Genomic DNA, 20,018 nt, shown 5'->3' with positions numbered 1-20,018 from the left:
GGCATTCCTGTTTGGTCACGAGACTGCCCCAAAACCTAGCCTTCGCAACACGCCTATTCAAGCAGGATAGCCGCTACTGTCAGGGCTAAACCGCGCCTCAAGGCGACTATTGAATGATAACTAACTTTAGATAGTTGAAAAAGATTCATCGACACTTTGCTTAAAAGATAGTTCTTTAATAGATGCAATTAACTTTGTCTCATTCTCAGCAATAGCTCTTTTAAACACTTGATAGCTTGTGACTTTTTGCGGAATGGAGAGCTTAAATTTGTGGATACTGCCACCAAAACCATTAAGCAATCCCATATTTAGCGCCAAGTCATCCTCTTCTGTAGGGGCAATATAACCTCCGATATCTGCTCTATACAAAAACAAGTATGACAGGACTTGATTAAGGTCATCTCTATCGATTTTGTTATCTTTCATGCGCTTATATTTAGCGTCTAAAATAATACGACTGTCTTTCACAAAGTCAGGATAACGACGGACGTTATTACCTGAAAATTTTTGAGCATAGACCTTGATACCACCTTGTCGGTTATTATTAGTGGGATGGTCATATCCGATAGGACGTAGTAGTGTGTTGAGGTACTCCTCCCATAACCACGCTCCATCAAACAAAATGCCGTGAGCCTTATCATCATTGTTAGCGTACTTCAAACCTTCATAACGTAAGATTTGCAGACAGATTTTTTGTAGGCCACTGTATTCCGTAAAGTAAGGGTGTACAAAAGGCTTACGGTTAGTATTGATAATAGTATGCCGGTCACGTACATGATATGACGGAGTATGTTGGACAATCAGATTGACGAAATCAAGTGTTTCGCTGTCGCTATGCAACACATCTCTCAGATTAGGTTTTTGTTTGATAAGCTCTATGGCGTGACGAATGAGTTGGGAAATTGGATTATCAAAACTATGTTCACGCACACTGTAGGCAACGTTGCCTCGAAAAGGCAGATTCTGTCGCAGATGGGCTTTGACATCGATAGCCCCTTTGAGACGACTGTCGTTATAGCTTTGCTTTTGATACTCTTTATACAGGCTTTGTGAGAGCGCTTTTTTAAGAAAATAAGGAAATAGATATACTAAATAATCAAATAAGTTGGTTTGATTTCGACTGTGCTTTAAATCAAACAGGTTAATACACAATACTTTTTGCAGCATATAATGTAGAAAATAATCTTCTTCAATAGCCTCTTCTTGATTGGCTTGGTCATCACTATCTACAACAGAAGCCCGAGCAAAACGGGACTGGATTTTCAACTGTGTATCTTTTACACCAATAAAGCCCATGACATTGCCTGTCTCTAAAACGGTCTGAGACTCACTAACCTTTAATTCAAAGATTGGCTTACTGGCAATATCATCTTCGTTATCTTCAAAATGTGCGGGGAAAATCAGTAAATTGGGGTGTGTGGTCACTAGCTCGCCAATATTTTTACTAGCGAGTAGTGATAAATCATCTATAACTTTATTAACGTTTGGCTCATTAGAGCCTAAAATTAATGAGGTATTATCCGTCGTTACGATCATCATTAAACCCTAACTGTAGATTATAGGCATCTTTTAATCCTTGAATCTGTTGCTCAGCATCAGGATAACCACGCAGATATTCAAAAAGTAGCGACTCTAAATGATATGTCCATAACTTATCAAAATCGCCATCATAGTTGGCAAGCTTTAAGAAGTAAGATGGGCCAACATGATAAGCTGAATTCAATCCTTGCACAGATTCGATAGCCTTGTTTAAATCCATTAGGCGTTGTTTAGCTTCCTCTGCCCAATCATCAATTTGACCTTCCCACATAGATAGTCGATCTGCTGATTTTATTTCTTTCCATGCGAAACGGCGACGCATAGCAAAATCAAAAGACTCAACACTGCGATCGATATCATTCATAGTGCCGATGATATAGACGTTATCTGGTATATAAAAACCTTCTTTAAATACATCTTCATCCGTTTGCAAATTGGCATACTGAGTAGTGACTCTACCACTCTCCCCTCGATAGCCAGGGTCAATAGAGAAGAACAGCTCACCCAATACTTTAGAGATTTCAGCACGATTAATCTCATCCAAGATAATAATGAATTTTTTGCTTTTATCGCCCGTATCAGACATTCTGAGGTCATAACTTTCTTCGATATAATCGCATACTGAAGTTAAATACGGTTTCCAGCGTAATGATTTACCTGTTTCTAAATAATTTTGTATTAAAGGCTTGGTTAAAGTGATTTGCCGCTGTGTTTCGCTCGAAAGAACTGCTGTGATATTTTCGCGTGAATTGACAATAATACTAAACGGACTTTCGCGACTTGGCGTTGTCAGGTCTGTAGAGCTTTCGGATATATCATCTATAAACCTTTGGTAAACTTCTTCAAAATTACTTAACTGTTGATTATTTTGATACTTTAGGGCTTCTTTACAGAACTTCTTAAAGCTTCCATCTCGTAGCTCAAAACCAACTTCTCCGTTTACATTTTGAATAGGACGTAAGCCTTCTACAAAGTCAGTATAGTCATAAGATGGATGAAACTGAATGAGTTCATATTTTGCACCCCATTCCTCAGCCAACGTTTTAGCTAAATAGGTTTTACCTGTTCCTGGTGCACCTGTAAGTATGAGATTTTTATTAGCAAGTAACAACTTGCTTATATCTTGCAGCAAGGGACTGGTAATCGGTTGCTGGACATCTTGTGCAACTTCATCACTGTTCACTCTTAATTTATTGGTCAACTCATAAACCTTTTTATAAACTTCAAACAAACCTCCTTTGAGGTCATTAATGATGCTGTAGTAGTCAATCAAAGAAAGATATTTGCCATTCATTTTTATCTGACGACCGTATAAATAATACTTTCCTTTCTCAAAATCGTTTATGTCTGTAATATCATTATCTAGACTGAACCCTCTATCCTCAAGCTTAGTTATCTCATCGCTCTCTCTTAAAGATATAAAAGCTTCCATATAAGGTTTTATATATTCAAAATTAGGTCTTCGTTCACTTTCTACGTAACGAGTGTTAAACCCTAGTCCATAACCAACTACACCATCTCGTAAATAGATACGATATTGCACTTCATCAGAACCACCAACGTTGACTGCCCAATCCCTATCCTTACTCTCATAAGTGAAAAATTGCTTTGCACTATTCGGACGTTTCAGATCAGCTAAATGTTGTCTTGTTTTCACAAAGCGTGTTGCAAAGTCATAAATATCATTATTAACATATTTGATCAATGCCTCTATATCGTGAATTTGAAGCATGCTTTTTTGAACATAATTTAGTTCAAAAATAGCCTCTATAAGCTCATCACGTAAACGCCACTCAAACAAACCACCAGCTATTTTTTTACCTGTCATAGTAACTAGCCACCAATTTGGCGATCCATCCTCCCTGATTATCTCAAAGCGATCTAACTTACCTTGCAAGCGAGCACTAAACTGAGTAATAAACCCACTTATTGAAGTAGGATGAGTATGATATTTCTCAGCCAAATACTTACAGGTAGCTTTATGTTCTGGTTCTAAATAAAAGATACTCAGTGCAAATTTGTAGTTGTTAGACATAAAACTATCATCCGACAGTATATCTATCCAATCTTGTTTAGTGACTTGAGGTGGGCAGTTATAATCGCCATCCTTTACAATAATTTGTTGCACTGAAGCATCCTTTTAACAAAATTTTCGCTATGACTATAAAGTAATAGCGTTCAAAATAGTGAAAACTTGGTTCACATTGATTAAAACTAACGCCCCTTAAACTCAGCCTCACGTCTCTCAACCATTGCCATTACACCTTCTTTGGCATCTTCTGAATGAAACAGCGGCGGTAGATAGCTATGGATATTAGCCAGTGCAGTCGCTGCACCATTTCGACTGGCATCTTGTGCTGAAGACAATGCCCCTCTCACACCCAAAGGTGCAGCTTTACAGATCTCTTGCGCCAGCGTCAATGCCCGCTCGTATTCAGTCCCATTTGCTACTACTTCGCTGACCAAATTCAGTCGATCAGCCGTTTGCGCATCGAACGCCTTACCCGTGAGTAGATACGGCATGGCTTTTTGCCAACCTGCCGCTGCGACAAAACGTACCGTCGCCCCACCAAAGGGCATAATGCCGCGCTGGACTTCCATTTGTGCAAAGTTGCAGTTATCACTGGCGATGACCACATCGCTGTTTAGCATCAGCTCAATAGCCACAGTGAAGCATGTGCCTTTGACCGCTACGACCACAGGTTTGGTACGCAGTTTTCCACCAATGCCCCACGGGTCGATTTGATCATCATTAAACTCAAACACGCCATCGCTTAGCTTGTCTTGTAGCTCTACCAAATCCAGCCCAGCGGTAAAATGATCACCATGCGCAAATATCAGCGCACAGCGTAAATTGTCATCTTGCTCGTAGCGTGTCATCGCATCAGACAGTTGACCAATCATATGGCTGTCAAAGGCGTTGCGTTTATTGGCGCGATTGAGCCCGACAAGGCAAACATGGCCTTGGGTGTTATAAGTGATGCGGTTTTCTGTGGCGTTACTGTCCGTAGTCATGGTGCTGTCCTTGTTGAAATAATCATTGTTATATAATGAGTGGTTATATAATAGGTTGTCATACAATAGGTATAGTCGAATCTCGGTACTTCATTCGTAGAGATTTGTCGATAAACCCACTTTTAATATAGACACCCTCGCGCGATAACACAAGCAATAGAACTGACTCGAATAAAGCGTAAATCGATAAAATTTGACCTCATTTGCGATAAGTGCAACTATGATGCAGGTCTAGATATTGTTTAGAGTATTTTATGGAATTTTGGCACGGCTTTTTACTCATCACCAGCGTTCATCTATTGGCTGCAGCCTCACCTGGTCCTGATTTTGTCTTGGTATCACAGCAGACGTTGGCGAAAGGTCGACGCACTGGTTTGATCTGTAGTTTCGGTATTACCTTGGGTCTTGCCGTACATATTATCTATTCGGTATTGGGACTGGCGACGGTCATCGCCCATTCGCAGCCGCTACTGACAGCCATCAAATGGCTGGGCGGTGGCTATCTGATTTATCTCGGTTGGCAAGGCATCCAAGCCAAGCCTAAAAAACCAGCAGATTTAGACACAGCTCACCTCTTAGAAAAAACACATGCTTTAGAAAAAGCAGATCCACAAGTAAGTTTAAGTGCTCACGTTCCACAAGATTTGCTTACTAGCCAAACCACACCTACAACCAAAGAAACCACTATCGAAAAATTGCCTAGTAATGGCGAATCTACCTTTGCTACGTTGCGTCGCGGATTTCTTTGTAATGTCTTTAATCCAAAAGCCCCTATCTATTTTGTAGCTATTTTTACTCTTGTATTGTCGCCTGACATACCGCTTTGGCAATTGGCTATTTATGGCGTATGGATGATGGTCTTACAGATGGCTTGGTTCAGTACGGTCGTGATGCTGCTTTCTATCCCTGCGATTCATCGCCGCTTTCAGCGTTTTGAACATTGGATAGACCGCGTATTGGGTACAGCGATGATAGTATTGGGATTAAATCTGATTTTACGTAGTCGATAAGACATTCGTTACTCGTGAAATCTGATAAAATGGTCGATTATATTCAAACATCAAAGCCACACACTATGACCCGTATTCCAGCAAATAGTAAACACAGAAACAGATCTCCTGCGACCGCGAAAAAACTCGGTCAGCTGCATCCACGTAACCCGCACCAAGGTCGTTATGACTTTGCGGTATTGACTCGTGCCTTACCCGAGCTTGCTGACCACACCATTACCAACCCTAAAGGTGAGTCGACGATTAACTTCTCGGATCATCAGGCTGTTCGCGTGCTGAATAAAGCACTGTTGGCGAACTATTACGGGGTTAAATTTTGGGACATTCCTGAAGGTTATCTATGTCCGCCTATTCCTGGACGTGCCGATTATATTCACTATATCGCGGATTTACTGGCGCAAACCACTCACGTAAACACCGATAACACACCGCCAACAGGTAAAGAAATTCACGCCCTTGATATCGGTACTGGTGCCAGTGCTATCTACCCTATCGTTGGTAGTCAGAGCTATGGCTGGCGCTTTACAGCAAGTGACATTGACCCTATCTCGGTCAATACCGCAGCGCTGATTTGTGAAGCCAACCCAAAACTAAAGAGTGCGGTCAAAGTAAAGCTGCAGCCTGAGCCTAAATTTATCTTTAAAAACATCATTGGTCGTCAAGATTATTTTGACGTCGTGGTTTGTAACCCTCCGTTTCATGCTTCATTAGAAGAAGCGATGGAAGCCAATAGTCGCAAGCAACATAACTTGCAGCGCCATCGTGGTAAGAATGAAAGCGAGCAAATCAGCCGCAGTTCAACCAAATCAGGCAACGCTGCGCAAAACCTAAACTTCGGCGGTCAGCACAAAGAGCTATGGAGTGAAGGTGGCGAAATTGCCTTCTTGACTAAGATGGCAAAAGAAAGTCAGAGCTTTGCAGAACACGTTGGTTGGTTTACTACTTTAGTGTCGAAATCTGAAAACGTTAAGCCATTGCAATTATTATTAAAGCAGTTAAACGTCGCTCAAATGCGTATTATCGAAATGAGCCAAGGTCAAAAAAGTACTCGTGTACTAGCTTGGCGCTTTGACAGTGACGAAGAGTAACCACTAAGCAAAATTGCCAATTTTAGTTTCACGTGAAACAGAAAAGCACCGTTTTAATATTCAAAGCGGTGCTTTTTTATAAATACTCAGTAAAAATCTAAATTAGCTAAAAAAACATTACTTTTATACCAATCGCAATAAGCACGATACCGCCCAATGCTTCCGCTTTATCCTTTAACCATGTGCCAGATCGCCAGCCCAAATAAACACCAAACAAGCCAAATATGGCAGTGACTACCGCGATAATTAAACACGCTAGCCACGCATTTAATTCTAATAAATTGAGTGTAAACCCTGCCGCCATTGCATCAATACTGGTTGCAACCGCTAACGTAAACATGGTGTGATGATTAATATGTCCATGCTTACTCGTGGCTATTACTGTTTCGCTACCAGTGTTAGTAGCATCATCATTGACGTCCAGATCATCACTGTCAGTATCTGACTCATCAGCAGTAAACACTTCATAAAGCATTTTCCCACCTAGAGCAATCAATATAGTGCCGCCAATCCAAGGTGCAGCAGCGGCCAACCAACCCAACATTGCCGCACCCAATAAGTATCCAATAAGCGGCATGACACCTTGAGCAATACCAAAGTAAAGCGCAGCATAGATAGCCAAGCGCAGTACATATTGATGACTATATTTTTGAGCCTTAGCACCCAACCCTATCGACACTGCAAACGCATCCATCGCTAAAGCAATAGCGAGTAAAATTACTTCAACCATTTGATTCCCACAAATTATAATTATTAAGTAATAGCAACGCTAACAAATGAGTTTCACGTGAAACAAAAATACCGCCTTGAATATCAAAGCGGTATTTTTATAAATTGTCAGTAACCAATTTCAAATTTAGATATCTAAGTTCGATACTGTTAGCGCATTCTCTTCAATAAAGATACGACGCGGCTCAACGTGATCACCCATCAAGCAAGTAAACATATGGTCAGCGGCGATAGCATCTTCGATAGTAACGCGTAGCATACGACGATTTTCAGGGTCCATCGTTGTATCCCATAGCTGGTCGGCGTTCATCTCGCCTAGACCTTTGTAACGCTGGATAGCTAGACCACGACGCGCATCCAGCATCATTTGTTGCCATAGATAATCGAAGTCACGTACTGGGATGTCTTTCGTTGTTCCCGCAGACGCTTCACGGCGGATAAAAGCATCGCTCTCAAGTAATGTATTCCATTCACTTGATAAACGTAGCAGTTTGCCATACTCACCCGAGTTAATAAAGCTAGCATCTAACAGATAATGGTGTGCTAGTTGATGCACATATACTGTGACGCGTGGCAGCCACTGAGCCTTGGTAGATAAAGCCTCACTATCTGACGCTTCGCCTTCTTCAGTACCTACTACTGGCGTCATACCCAATAAATCTGCTGCGGCTGCATCCATATTTTTCGGCTGCGGCGCATGGATATTAACCAATTCAATCTCAGGGCTTAGATCGCTACCGAAGTAATCCAGCTTAGTCTGCATTGCTGCTTTCCAATCCTGCATAGCAGACTCATCATAAGTCATATCAGTGCTAAGTTTTGGCGTATGCGTCAATGCGTCCAAAATCACCGCTGGGAAGCGAATCTGCAGACGCGCCTTGATCAACTGTGTCTGGTTGTAGTCGTTAAGCAATGTCTCAAGCGCTTGACCAGTAATCGCAGGCGCATCAGCACTGATATGTAGCTTGGTATTGTCAATTGTTGAAGACAATAGATACGCTTTAAGCGCTTCGTCATCTTTTAGATATAACTCTTGACGACCTTTTTTTACTTTGTATAGCGGTGGCTGAGCAATATATACATACCCGCGCTCGATTAATTCAGGCGTTTGACGGAAGAAGAACGTCAATAACAACGTACGAATATGCGATCCATCAACATCGGCATCGGTCATGATGATGATTTTGTGATAGCGTACTTTGTCAGGATTATACTCATCAGGACCAATACCACAACCTAATGCAGTAATCAGGTTACCCACTTCAGCAGACGATAGCATCTTGTCAAAACGAGCACGCTCGACGTTTAGAATCTTACCTTTTAGTGGCAAAATTGCTTGTGTTTTACGGCTACGACCCTGTTTAGCTGAGCCACCTGCAGAGTCACCCTCCACAATGTATAGTTCAGATAATACTGGATCTTTTTCTTGGCAATCGGCTAACTTACCAGGCAGACCTGCAATATCCAAAGTGGTCTTGCGACGTGTCATTTCACGCGCTTTACGAGCCGCATCACGTGCACGCGCTGCATCGATAATCTTATTGGCAATGGCTTTACCAGCACCTGGATTCTCTAACAGATAGTCATTGAACTTGTCATGCATCGCTGATTCAACAGCAGATTTCACTTCGCTTGATACTAGCTTATCTTTGGTCTGACTTGAGAATTTTGGATCTGGTACTTTTACAGAGACAATTGCAGTCAACCCTTCACGAGCATCATCACCCGTTGCAGCTACTTTCTCTTTCTTGAATAGGTTTTCGCGATCCATGTAACTGTTCAGGCAACGCGTCAATGCTGAACGGAAACCAGATAAGTGAGTACCACCATCTTTTTGCGGAATATTGTTGGTGAAGCACAATACTTTTTCGTTATACGTATCTGTCCACTGTAGCGCGACTTCTACGCTGATACCATCATCTTGCTGACTGGTAAAATGGAATACTTCATTGATACCGTCTTTACCAGCATTGATATAGCTAACAAACTCTAGCAAGCCACCTTTATGCTCAAACTCATGACGCTTATCAATACGCTCATCAGTCAAAACAATACGCACACCAGAGTTCAAAAATGATAGCTCACGTAAGCGTTTTGCTAAGATGTCGTACTCAAAGATCGTACCGGTGAACACATCACTGCTAGGATAAAAACGGATTTGTGTACCTGTTTGATCGGTTGCTTCCATCTGTTGGATATCGCTATCAGGTACGCCATCAGTATAAGTCTGATGATAATGATAGCCTTCACGCCAGATATTCATCTCAAGCTTTTGAGACAGAGCGTTAACGACTGATACACCTACACCGTGCAAGCCACCTGACACTTTATAGCTATTGTCATCAAACTTACCGCCCGCATGCAATACAGTCATAATAACCTGAGCCGCTGATACACCCTCTTCTGGGTGGATATCAACAGGCACACCGCGACCGTTATCCATCACACTGACAGACTCATCCTCGTGAATAACGATATCAATCTGATCACAGTGACCAGCCAGCGCCTCATCGATAGAGTTATCCACTACCTCAAAGACCATATGATGCAAGCCTGTGCCATCATCGGTATCACCGATATACATACCAGGACGCACACGTACGGCCTCTAACCCACGCAATACGCGAATATCTTTAGAACTATAATCAGAAGGCAATACTTCTGAAACTACAGTAGGCACAGCGGCTTCAGTAGCACTGTCGTCTATCAATTGCTCGTGGTCAATAGGTAATGAATCACTCATGTACATTCCTTAATCTAGCCATAATCAGCCATTTATAGTTAGCGCACTTGTAAAAAGTCCACTTCATAATGGCATCTTAAAATTAACGTCTATTATTCATAATCTAGAGTGCATATGAGCAGCTAAACCACTAACCACCGTTAGCCTCAAAAAAGGCTGCACAGAGATAAAATTAGTAAATTATTTATTAGTAATAGTCTTTGTTTTTCTAGACATTGTCAAAACTATTGAAATAAATAAAATACATAATTATCAAATACTTATAGATAATTGAAAAATAGAAATCTTTTCTATGATGCTATCAAATAAATTGCTGAGCACAGGACAAAAATAAAGGGTTATTTTAACATTTTTTTGCTTCTAAGTCACTGTTTACTGAGAGTTTTACGGTCTGTGAAAGGTCGTCTTAACACAGTAACTGTCAGGACAGATAGTAGTGGCTAGTGTCTGAGTAATGAGAGGTAAAAGTAGATGGGTAATCATCAAAAGTATAAGCAGAAAAATGAAATATTAGTTAATAACTAAGATTTTTCCTTGTTTCACGTGAAACACATTTGGTTGTAACCAGAGTTCATTAACTAAAGGTAAAATATCATCTGTCAGACTGGTCATAAATACTTGGCAAGGGAGTTGAGCTAGGGTCGATAGCAGTATTTCTATAGCTCTATCATCCAATTCTGCAGTGATATCATCTAGGAGCACAACAGGTGTCGCTCTCGATGATAAATCATCATTGAGTGAGTCACTGCGCTCTTTATCGTTTAGCAACAGTGGTAGTTGCGATAGGCGCAGTGCAGTAATGAGCAGTTTCTTTTCACCGCGAGACAATACATTTGCTGCCTGCTCTTTTAAAATCGGTAATTTGGTTTGAACACTATGTGCTGAAGCTGCTGTTCTGGCATCTGTCGTTTGATCGTTCACAGACTCATCAGAACGCCAATACACATGAATATCAGCGCGATGATTGCCTATACGGGTATATCCCAATTGCAAATCCTGCTCTAACCGCTCATTAAGCTGCACATCTAGCGCGACACTGGTGTCATAACCAGCGTTATAGCTCAGGCTCAGTTGCTCAGCGTAAGAAGGCAATAGCTGTACGATACTTTTGGCAAAATAAGGCTGCCATTCAGTAAATACTTGTTCGCGATAATGATGAATCAAGGCAGCATGGTTACTCAGTCCTTTATCCCATGATTTCAGCTCAGCAAGCTGTACTTGGGTTAAATGACGAGCACTTTTTAGCAAACTATTGCGCTGTTTTAGGAGGCGTTGATAAGCCATCCATTGTGGATGAAACCCTTGTTTCATGTGAAACACTAACCAATCTAGCAGCTGTCGACGGCTCGCACTTCCCTGCTCCAACATATCCATTGTCGATGGATCTATCAGTAACGTAGGTAGCTGCTCTGTCAAGATACTTTGATTGTAAACAGTGGTTTGATTGAGGCGTAGTATAGTCGTAGCATCGGCTTGCTTTTGAATAGCTAAAGTACGACTATCATTGATCCTAGCATGAACAGTCGTATTATTCTGATGATGCTGGATATAACGTTTAGGCTGGTGATGGCGAAAGCTTTTACCTCTTGATAACAAGAATATAGCTTCGAGCAACGAGGTTTTACCACTACCATTTGCACCGATAATAACGTTGCAAGCAGCAGGCTCTAAACTAATTTGAGAAAGGTTTCTAAGATGGGATATTTGTAGACGTTCAATCATGGTATCGATAGCCGCCCATTAAAGCCTGCTAGTTTAGCAGGCAAAAGTTTATTAAAAATCAATATTTAGTATTAAAAACAAAGCTCTTTGAAACGTACTATCTCTATTCGATTTTATTTATTTCCAAAGAAAAACTCACTATATACGCATTGGCATAATGACATACTGATGGAACTCATCATTTAGTTGATTGACCAATACAGAGGCATTCGATTGGCTCATATGCATTTGTAAATCGCCTTGGATGACACCTAATACATCTTGCAGATAAGCAGCGTTAAACGACAGCTCCATCGGCTCACCTTGATACTTAGCTTGTATCATCTCTACTGCTTCATCCTGCTCAGCATTATTAGCACGTACTTCGACCATACCATCGCTAGCAAAATTGAAGACCACACCACGAGATTTTTCATTACTCAAGATGGCAACACGACGTAGTACGTCTGTCATTTTTTCCTGACTGAATAAAGCCAATTTATCAGTATTGCTTGGCATCACACGGCGATAATCAGGGAACTTGCCATCAATCAAACGTGCGGTAAATGTTACCATTAGATCTTGGCTGACCTGCCCTGCACTATCTACATCACCAAACGGTAAGCTTACTTGTAAAAACTCTCGACCGAAGCTCAGAGTAACTACGTTATCCTGATCACCCAACATTTTACCAAGCTCAGAAGCTAAACGCTCAAGCTCAATCACTGCCTTACGTGGCAAGATAGCCTGCATATTGAGATCTGCGCTTACATTGATCACACTACGGGCTAATGCCAATCTATGGCCATCTGTTGCTACCGTTGTCAGTTGCTGTTGTGAAACGTCAAATAACATACCTGTTAAGTAGTAGCGTACATCTTGAATCGCCATTGCAAACTGTGTTTTGTGAATCAAATCTGTCAGACGATTACGGCTAATAGTCAGAGGGGTGATATTTTCAGGGTTACCCAAACTCGGATAGTCTTCGCTTGGTAATGTTCCTAATGTAAAACGACTCTTACCACTAGTTAACAAACAACGCTCATTTGCTTGAGTTGCTAGATTAACTTGCGCCTGTGCAGGTAGCGATTTACAAATATCTTTTAGCTTGGTTGCAGGAAGCGTCGTTGTACCTGCTTCTACACAAGCACCAGCAGGCAATTTCAATGTCGATGTCAGCTCTACCTCTAAATCTGACGCTGTTAAGATAAGCTCAGAATCTGATAGCTGTAGCTTGATATTACCCAATATAACCATATTGTGGCGTTTATCAGCGGCTTTGGCGATCAAGTTGATAGCTTTTAGTAACGATTCTCGATTGATCGATAATTGCATGCTTAGTTACTCTTATTTGAATGATTCTTTTATAAAAATTTGTCGTAATGACTCAATAATACCTTGTCTGCTGACGATAATCTACAGAGCATCTGTGCACTTATATTTTCGATATTATAAACCATCTGTCGTTACTAAAACACAATGATATCTGGCGCTTTTATCCTGCCTGTAACATTAGAGCTAGGGTTTTATAGTCCTTATCAAATGCAGGATCTGCTGCTCTTAACTCATTTACTTTATCGCAAGCGTGCATCACCGTCGTATGGTCGCGTCCACCGAACGACTGACCAATTTCAGGGAAGCTATCGCCTGTTAATTCACGCGACAAAGCCATCGCTATTTGACGTGGTCTTGCAATACTACGCGTACGTTTACGCCCTATAATATCTTTGACCGTGACATCATAGTACTCAGCAACTATCTTACGGATGTTATCCATATTCACTGCCTGCACACGCATCGCAACGATATCTTTTAGTGCGTATTGCACCATCTCAAGAGTAATCTGTGCTCCTGTTAAGTTAGCATTGGCAAACACCTGATTTAGGGCACCTTCTAAACGTCTGACATTAGACACCACATTTTGTGCAATGAATAGCGCACATTCCTTTGGTAATACCATCCCGTAGGAGGCTGCTTTTTTCTGCAGAATTTGTACTCGAGTATCAATTTCAGGAGGATCAACAGCGACTGTCAACCCCCAAGAAAACCGTGATCTAAATCGTTCATCAAATTCCGTCATTTGGGAGGGGTGTCGATCAGAGGCTAAAATAAGTTGTTTATCACCACTAGTAAAATCTGCAAATAATGTTAGAAACTCATTACTACTTTTAGTCTTTCCTGCCAATACATGAATATCATCTACAATTAATAAATCTACTTTTTTTATTTTCTTTTTAAAATCTTCTATTTTATTATTTCTTAATGAATAAACTAATTGATTTATAAATTTTTCAGAAGTGAAATAATAAAAACTTTGATTATTTTTTAAATAGCGATGAGCTACAGAATGCATTAAATGCGTTTTTCCCAATCCAGAAGGGCCGTATATAAATAAAGGATTGTGACGATTTTTTGATTGGCGCTTACCAAGCTCATAACAAGCCTTGTAAGCCAAGTTATTGGACTTACCTGTAACAAAGGTTTCAAAAGTAAATTCGGGGTTCAGATAGCTTAATGATTTTGTATCAGCAGACTCAACTGGCTCATTATGAAGCATGTTCGCGTCGATATCTGCTTTTGCGTTGTTATGATGAATAGATTCAAATTTATGTTCGGATGGGGTAGGGGAGACGTCGTCTTCTACAAACAAAGAACCTGATTGACTGTTATCTTTTGCATTGCGGCCAGCATTATCAACACGTACGACGACCTCTTCAATACTACCTTGACTGTGTTTGGTCACCAATTGCTGAATATCTTGAAGATGATTCTTCTTGATATACGTCACAAAATAATCATTGGGAGCAAGAATAATCAAAGTTTGTGCTTCTTGATGAGCTGACAGAGGTCTCAGCCACATAGTAAACACGTTGTCTTTGACGTTATAACGCAAATCGTTTAGACATTTATCCCAAATATTTGCTGTGTCTATCATGAAAAGTACTGACCTTGTAATCTGAAATAATAATTATTTTTTAGCAATATAAATTGCTACCTAAGCCTCGATATTACACGTAACAACTAACCAAAGAGTTCGTACTGATATCCTATACGAAGGTGTATATCAAGTAGCGCCTAATTTAACACAGATACCCTGTGGATAAAACCTTGTTTTTTGTGGATAAGACTGTGGACAGTTTTGTGCATAACTTTCACAAGCTAGTTATCCATATTTAACCCACAGTTTATCCACAGGCTTACCCATAGCCTAGTAAATTGATAATAAAAAGGAAAATAGACTTAACCACAGATAATCATGGTCCCAATAATAACAATACTATACTTATATTAATTAATTATTATTATAGTGTTTAAACCAAACTGTGGATAACTTTGCAAATTATAGAATATATAACTATAAAATTTGGTTAACTAGAAATAGGTTTTAAGGAAATATCTTTACTATATTCTTATGAGGTATTTCATATTTGGGGACAAAGCAAATTAGTTTATTGACCAAAACTATACTGAATGGTATAATCCTCCGTTATTACGAATTTAGTCCATTATTTTGATAGGTGAGTTATGAAACGTACATTCCAACCAAGCGTGATCAAGCGTAAACGTACTCACGGTTTCCGTGCTCGTATGGCAACTAAAAAAGGCCGTCAGGTCTTAGCTCGTCGCCGCGCTAAAGGACGTCATCGCCTTACTGTATAATCAGTAGATTGCGATAAGCATGGCTAATAGTGCTTGTTGTGTTCCTATTGTTTATAGATTGCGATAGTCAATCATCACAACTGACACTTAGCCATATATTAAAAGCGCCCGCATCGGCGCTTTTTTTGTCTCTATAATTTGTTATTATTTCTCCTATCGTTATTCTACTAGGTTGTACTATGTCCAATACTCTATCAGATACACCTGCAGCTAGTTTCACTAAACAGCAACGCCTGCTTACTCCTGCAGCCTTTCGTGAGGTATTTGACGCACCTGAGCGCAAGATTCATCAGAGTCATTTAATGGCTTTTGTACGCGCCAACGAGCATGCACAGCCGCGAGTCGGTATGGCTATTACCAAGCGTAAAGTACCTACTGCTGTCGCTCGTAATCTAATCAAAAGATATGTGCGTGAAGAGTTCCGTACCAAAGCTTTTAAGATGGAAAATAAAGATATTGTTTTTATTGTTAAAAAACCTATTAAAGATATAGATAATAAAGAAATAAAAAATCAAATAATTAATATATTTAATAAAATAGAAAAAAAATAAAATGAATATTTTATTAAAAATAAAAAATATAAATAAAATTTTATATAAATTATTTTTTAATTCAATTGTTTTTTATCAAAAAATAGTTAGTCCTGTAATACCTGCTCGTTGTCGCTATTATCCGACATGCTCAAATTATGGCAAACAAGCTTTGACATGGCATGGCACCCGTAAGGGTGGTTGGTTGTTGTTAAAACGTCTTAGTAGGTGTCACCCGTTAGGCGGGCATGGCATAGACTTTGTACCCTTACCATTAGCTTCTTATAGCTATCAATATATATCTTTTAATAATGTACCAAATACTGACACCCAGGGTTTGGGTGTCTATCGAGACAATACTAGCTATGTTTCACAGCTTAATCATTTGATGAAATCAATATAAAGTCGCTTTCTCTAGTCTCAGATAGATACTCTGTTAAGTTACCCACAAGTTATCCACACTCTTGGTATCATTTGAGACAGATTTTTAGTAAAATGATGCACATTTTATGTAAATGACTACTAATTCAGTTGCAATGTGACAGGACAGCTGTGTAGTACAGTCATGACACATGCCCTAATTTTTCATTCCCTAATTTTTTAATCTAGGAAAGGTTTATGCAAAAGATATTTCGGGTGATGATCATCATTGCGATGCTAATTACCGCTTATCTGCTGATTTTGGCATGGCGAGATGATTATGCCGATGCTCCAGCTGTAGATGCGGTGCCAGAAACTACAAGTTCGGTAGGTGCTGACATTCCTTCTACTACTGGTGCAGCAGGTGATATCCCGGTACAGACATTACCTGTGGATAATAGTGCTGTGACAGCGACTCCTGCGAAAAACGCTGGTCTAATCACGGTAACAACTGATCGCTATGATATAAAAATCAATCCAGAAGGCGGTGATATTGTTTATGCTGCACTCAAGCAGTATGACGCAACGCTCGATAGCGATAAGCCTTTCGTATTGTTAGAAAACAACAGTAACCGTGTGTATGTGGCTCAATCTGGACTTATTGGTCAGAACGGTATTGATACAGCAGAAGGTAGAGCGACTTATAACCATACTGCTAACAATTATGTGATGGAAGATGGACAGCAAACGTTGTCAGTGCCGCTTACTTATAAGAAAGACGGTGTGACGATTACCAAGACTTTCACTTTCACTGAAAATAAATATCCAATCGATATTAGCTATCAAATCCAAAACGCGTCTACCAATGCTTGGCAAGGTCAGATGTTTGCGCAATTAAAGCGTGATGATAGTAAAGATCCTGGTATGTCTGATAAAGGCGCGCTAAGCATGGCGACTTATCTAGGCGGCGCTTGGGGTACACCGGATGATCCTTATAATAAACTGAAATTTGGTGACTTTAGTGACGGCGAGTTGACGACCACTAGCGATAAAGGCTGGGTTGGTATCGTACAGCATTACTTTGTTTCTGCTTGGACACCTGAAAACTTCACTGGCAAATTCTTCACTCGTGAAACAGGTAGTGATTACTTTATCGGCTTCAATAGCCAACCAGTGAACGTAGCACCAAACAAACAAGTTACTTTAAATGCAACACTATATGCAGGTCCAAAAGTTCAATCTGAGCTAAAAGACGTTGCGGTAGGCCTTAATAAAACAGTTGATTATGGTCTGCTGTGGCCAATATCAAAGGTCTTGTTTGCTATCTTGGAAGGTGTGCATAAGGTTGTTGGTAACTGGGGTTGGTCAATTATTTTACTGACTATCTTAGTAAAAATTGCCTTGATGTGGTTCTCTAATAAGAGCTACTACTCGATGGCTAAAATGCGTGCCATTGCGCCAAGACTCAAAGTGCTTAAAGAAGAGCATGGCGATGATCGTATGAAAATGTCGCAAGAGATGATGGCGATATACAAAGAAGAAAAAGTCAATCCGATGGCAGGTTGCCTACCCATCTTGATGCAGATGCCGATTTTCTTAGCCTTATATTGGGTATTGGTAGAGAGTGTCGAGCTGCGTCATGCACCATGGATTTTGTGGATTCAAGATCTATCAGCGATGGATCCATGGTTTATCTTGCCGTTGCTAATGGGTGCGTCGATGTTTGTACAGCAGCAGTTGAACCCGCAGCCAGCAGATCCGATGCAAGCAAAAGTCATGAAGTTCTTGCCGATTATCTTTACTGCGTTCATGCTATTCTTCCCAGCAGGTTTGGTTTTATATTGGACAGTCAATAACTTGTTTAGTATGACTCAGCAATATATCGTCAATAAGAAAGTAGATGAAGAGCAAAAGCGTCGTACGGTAAAAGTGGTCGATTAATTAATTCTTTGTCAGAAATATAAAAAACCATCGCGCAAGCGGTGGTTTTTTTATAGATGGTGGATAAGTAGTAAATGTTATCCACAGCTTATCAACATTATCCACAGTTTATAAATATTGAAACGAAAATATGTCTGTTGCGGCTACCTTTCAAAGTTTGCTTTGTCAGTATGAGTCCAGACGTCTATAATGGAGCTTTTAAACATTGAGAGTCATTGTGGATTCCTTAGAGACAGCATTAGCCGTACCTAATTCTTCTGAAAAGTCTAATACATCTGGATTGGCCACAATTGCTGCGATTGCAACGCCGCTTGGGCGAGGAGGTGTGGGTGTCATACGTCTATCAGGTAGTCGTGCTTACGACATGGCATGCGCTCTAACAGGTAAGTCTACTTTTACGCCGCGGATGGCCAGCTTTTGTCGTTTCTATCAAGCTGATGGCACTGTCATTGATGAGGGATTGGTCTTGTTTTTCAAAGGTCCGCATTCATTCACAGGTGAGGACGTTATTGAGCTACAAGGGCATGGTGGTGTTATTTTGCAAAACCAGTTGCTTGCAAGAGTTTTTGAGCTAGGTGCCAAGCAAGCGAGTGCAGGAGAGTTCTCTTACCGTGCCTTTGATAATGATAAGTTGGACTTGGTTCAGGCAGAAGCGATCGCTGATGCGATTGATGCAACCAGTGCTGCCGCGGCCAGTAGTGCGATTCGTTCTTTAAGTGGTGAGTTTTCACAGAAGATTAACCAGTTATTAGAACAACTCATTCATCTTCGTTTACATGTTGAAGCAGCGATTGATTTCCCCGACGAAGAAGACGTGGACTTTTTGTCTGATGGCGTCATACAAAGTAAACTTGAGCAAACGCAAGATAAGATACAACAAGTCTTAGTAACGGCAAAGCAAGGTCAGCTTTTGCGCGACGGTATCCATGTCGTGCTAGCAGGTAGGCCAAACGCAGGTAAATCTAGCTTGCTCAACCGCCTTGCAGGGCAAGAGCGTGCTATCGTAACTGATGTCGCCGGTACTACACGTGATACGCTGCAAGAGACAGTCGTACTCAATGGTCTGACGCTACATTTGACCGATACGGCAGGCCTACGCGAGACAGAAGATACTGTGGAGCGTATCGGAATTGAGCGTGCCCGTACTGCCATCACACAAGCTGATATGCTACTAATGGTCTATGATGTGACTCGCGATGTTGAAGAAGAGAGCACACCGTTGCAGCTTGCTGAACAGTTATTTGGTGAACTGCCAGAAGCTAAACGCTTACTAATCATTGCTAATAAGAGCGATTTATTGAGCAATAATGATAGAGAAGAAAGTGCGGCTATGACCCAAGCTGAAATTAAAAATAGAGGCTATCAGCAAGTTAATGTTTCATGTGAAACAGGTGTTGGTATTGATAATTTGGTTGAAGCACTATGTGAGAAAGTAGGCTTTCATCCACCAGAGAATAGTTTAATCGCTCGTACCAGACATTTAGATGCCCTTAGACGAACTGCTAATTTCTTGGCAGAAGCTCATGAACAATTAACCGTGTTTGAAGCGGGTGAATTAGTTGCTGATAGTTTACGTCAAGCACAGCAAAGTTTGGGTGAGATTACAGGTGAGTTTAGTGCTGATGACTTATTGGGTAAAATATTCGGCAGCTTTTGTATTGGTAAATAACGGGTAAATGGTGTTTTTTATTATTTAATAAAT

At 40.6% G+C, this 20,018-nt stretch carries 15 protein-coding genes; 7 read left to right on the top strand and 8 right to left on the bottom strand.

Going from position 1 to position 20,018, the window contains the following annotated elements; translation table 11 throughout:
* Positions 1 to 126: 126 nt before the first annotated feature.
* From JMX96_RS05950 to JMX96_RS05940, 3 genes are all read right to left on the bottom strand, one after another.
* Positions 127 to 1,539: an McrC family protein gene (locus JMX96_RS05950; protein ID WP_201568100.1), complete on the bottom strand. Its 1,413-nt coding sequence runs from the start codon at positions 1,537 to 1,539 to the stop codon at positions 127 to 129.
* Positions 1,517 to 3,667 (bottom strand): McrB family protein, encoded by a 2,151-nt coding sequence (locus tag JMX96_RS05945; RefSeq protein WP_201568099.1) that lies wholly within the window; start codon positions 3,665 to 3,667, stop codon positions 1,517 to 1,519. The genes JMX96_RS05950 and JMX96_RS05945 overlap by 23 nt, the downstream gene beginning before the upstream one ends.
* Positions 3,668 to 3,753: 86 nt before the next feature.
* Positions 3,754 to 4,554: a crotonase/enoyl-CoA hydratase family protein gene (locus tag JMX96_RS05940; protein WP_201568098.1), complete on the bottom strand. Its 801-nt coding sequence runs from the start codon at positions 4,552 to 4,554 to the stop codon at positions 3,754 to 3,756.
* A gap of 254 nt (positions 4,555 to 4,808) precedes the next feature.
* Here JMX96_RS05940 and JMX96_RS05935 point away from each other — a divergent pair, with 254 nt between their 5' ends.
* The gene (locus tag JMX96_RS05935; RefSeq protein WP_201568097.1) at positions 4,809 to 5,564 is read left to right on the top strand and encodes a LysE family translocator; all 756 of its coding nucleotides are present in this window, start codon (positions 4,809 to 4,811) and stop codon (positions 5,562 to 5,564) included.
* A gap of 29 nt (positions 5,565 to 5,593) precedes the next feature.
* Positions 5,594 to 6,652: a 23S rRNA (adenine(1618)-N(6))-methyltransferase RlmF gene (gene rlmF, locus JMX96_RS05930; RefSeq protein WP_201568553.1), complete on the top strand. Its 1,059-nt coding sequence runs from the start codon at positions 5,594 to 5,596 to the stop codon at positions 6,650 to 6,652.
* A 106-nt stretch (positions 6,653 to 6,758) separates the two neighbouring features.
* On the opposite strand, the gene JMX96_RS05925 is transcribed toward rlmF, so the two are convergent.
* From JMX96_RS05925 to dnaA, 5 genes are all read right to left on the bottom strand, one after another.
* Complete coding sequence (locus JMX96_RS05925) at positions 6,759 to 7,382, bottom strand: manganese efflux pump MntP family protein (RefSeq protein WP_201568096.1); 624 nt, start codon at positions 7,380 to 7,382, stop codon at positions 6,759 to 6,761.
* A 126-nt stretch (positions 7,383 to 7,508) separates the two neighbouring features.
* A complete protein-coding gene (gene gyrB, locus JMX96_RS05920; protein WP_201568095.1) occupies positions 7,509 to 10,124 on the bottom strand; it encodes a DNA topoisomerase (ATP-hydrolyzing) subunit B in 2,616 nt (871 codons plus the stop codon).
* Between the two features lie 510 nt (positions 10,125 to 10,634).
* Positions 10,635 to 11,846, bottom strand: a complete 1,212-nt coding sequence (gene recF, locus JMX96_RS05915) for a DNA replication/repair protein RecF (RefSeq protein WP_201568094.1) — start codon at positions 11,844 to 11,846, stop codon at positions 10,635 to 10,637.
* Positions 11,847 to 11,984: 138 nt separating this feature from the next.
* On the bottom strand, positions 11,985 to 13,160 hold the full coding sequence (gene dnaN, locus JMX96_RS05910; protein WP_101204766.1) for a DNA polymerase III subunit beta: 1,176 nt from the start codon (positions 13,158 to 13,160) through the stop codon (positions 11,985 to 11,987).
* A gap of 160 nt (positions 13,161 to 13,320) precedes the next feature.
* Positions 13,321 to 14,760, bottom strand: coding sequence for a chromosomal replication initiator protein DnaA (gene dnaA, locus JMX96_RS05905; RefSeq protein ID WP_201568093.1), 1,440 nt, complete (start codon positions 14,758 to 14,760; stop codon positions 13,321 to 13,323).
* Positions 14,761 to 15,350: 590 nt separating this feature from the next.
* On the opposite strand from dnaA, the gene rpmH reads away from it, so the two are divergent.
* The 5 genes from rpmH (at position 15,351) to mnmE (ending at position 19,985) form a co-directional block, all read left to right on the top strand.
* Complete coding sequence (gene rpmH, locus JMX96_RS05900) at positions 15,351 to 15,485, top strand: 50S ribosomal protein L34 (RefSeq protein WP_007394757.1); 135 nt, start codon at positions 15,351 to 15,353, stop codon at positions 15,483 to 15,485.
* A 179-nt stretch (positions 15,486 to 15,664) separates the two neighbouring features.
* A complete protein-coding gene (rnpA, locus tag JMX96_RS05895; RefSeq protein WP_201568092.1) occupies positions 15,665 to 16,036 on the top strand; it encodes a ribonuclease P protein component in 372 nt (123 codons plus the stop codon).
* A gap of 1 nt (position 16,037) precedes the next feature.
* Positions 16,038 to 16,418 carry a membrane protein insertion efficiency factor YidD gene (gene yidD / locus JMX96_RS05890; RefSeq protein WP_201568091.1) on the top strand — a complete coding sequence of 127 codons (381 nt, stop codon included), beginning with the start codon at positions 16,038 to 16,040 and terminating at the stop codon, positions 16,416 to 16,418.
* Positions 16,419 to 16,633: 215 nt separating this feature from the next.
* Positions 16,634 to 18,316: a membrane protein insertase YidC gene (gene yidC, locus JMX96_RS05885; protein ID WP_160021025.1), complete on the top strand. Its 1,683-nt coding sequence runs from the start codon at positions 16,634 to 16,636 to the stop codon at positions 18,314 to 18,316.
* A 280-nt stretch (positions 18,317 to 18,596) separates the two neighbouring features.
* Positions 18,597 to 19,985: a tRNA uridine-5-carboxymethylaminomethyl(34) synthesis GTPase MnmE gene (gene mnmE / locus JMX96_RS05880; protein WP_201568552.1), complete on the top strand. Its 1,389-nt coding sequence runs from the start codon at positions 18,597 to 18,599 to the stop codon at positions 19,983 to 19,985.
* The last annotated feature ends 33 nt before the right edge of the window (positions 19,986 to 20,018 follow it).

Source organism: Psychrobacter sp. JCM 18900 (assembly GCF_904846625.1).
In the GTDB taxonomy this organism is placed as follows: domain Bacteria; phylum Pseudomonadota; class Gammaproteobacteria; order Pseudomonadales; family Moraxellaceae; genus Psychrobacter.
Note: the sequence above shows the minus strand (reverse complement) of the source record. Positions and strands in the feature narration are given on the sequence as shown.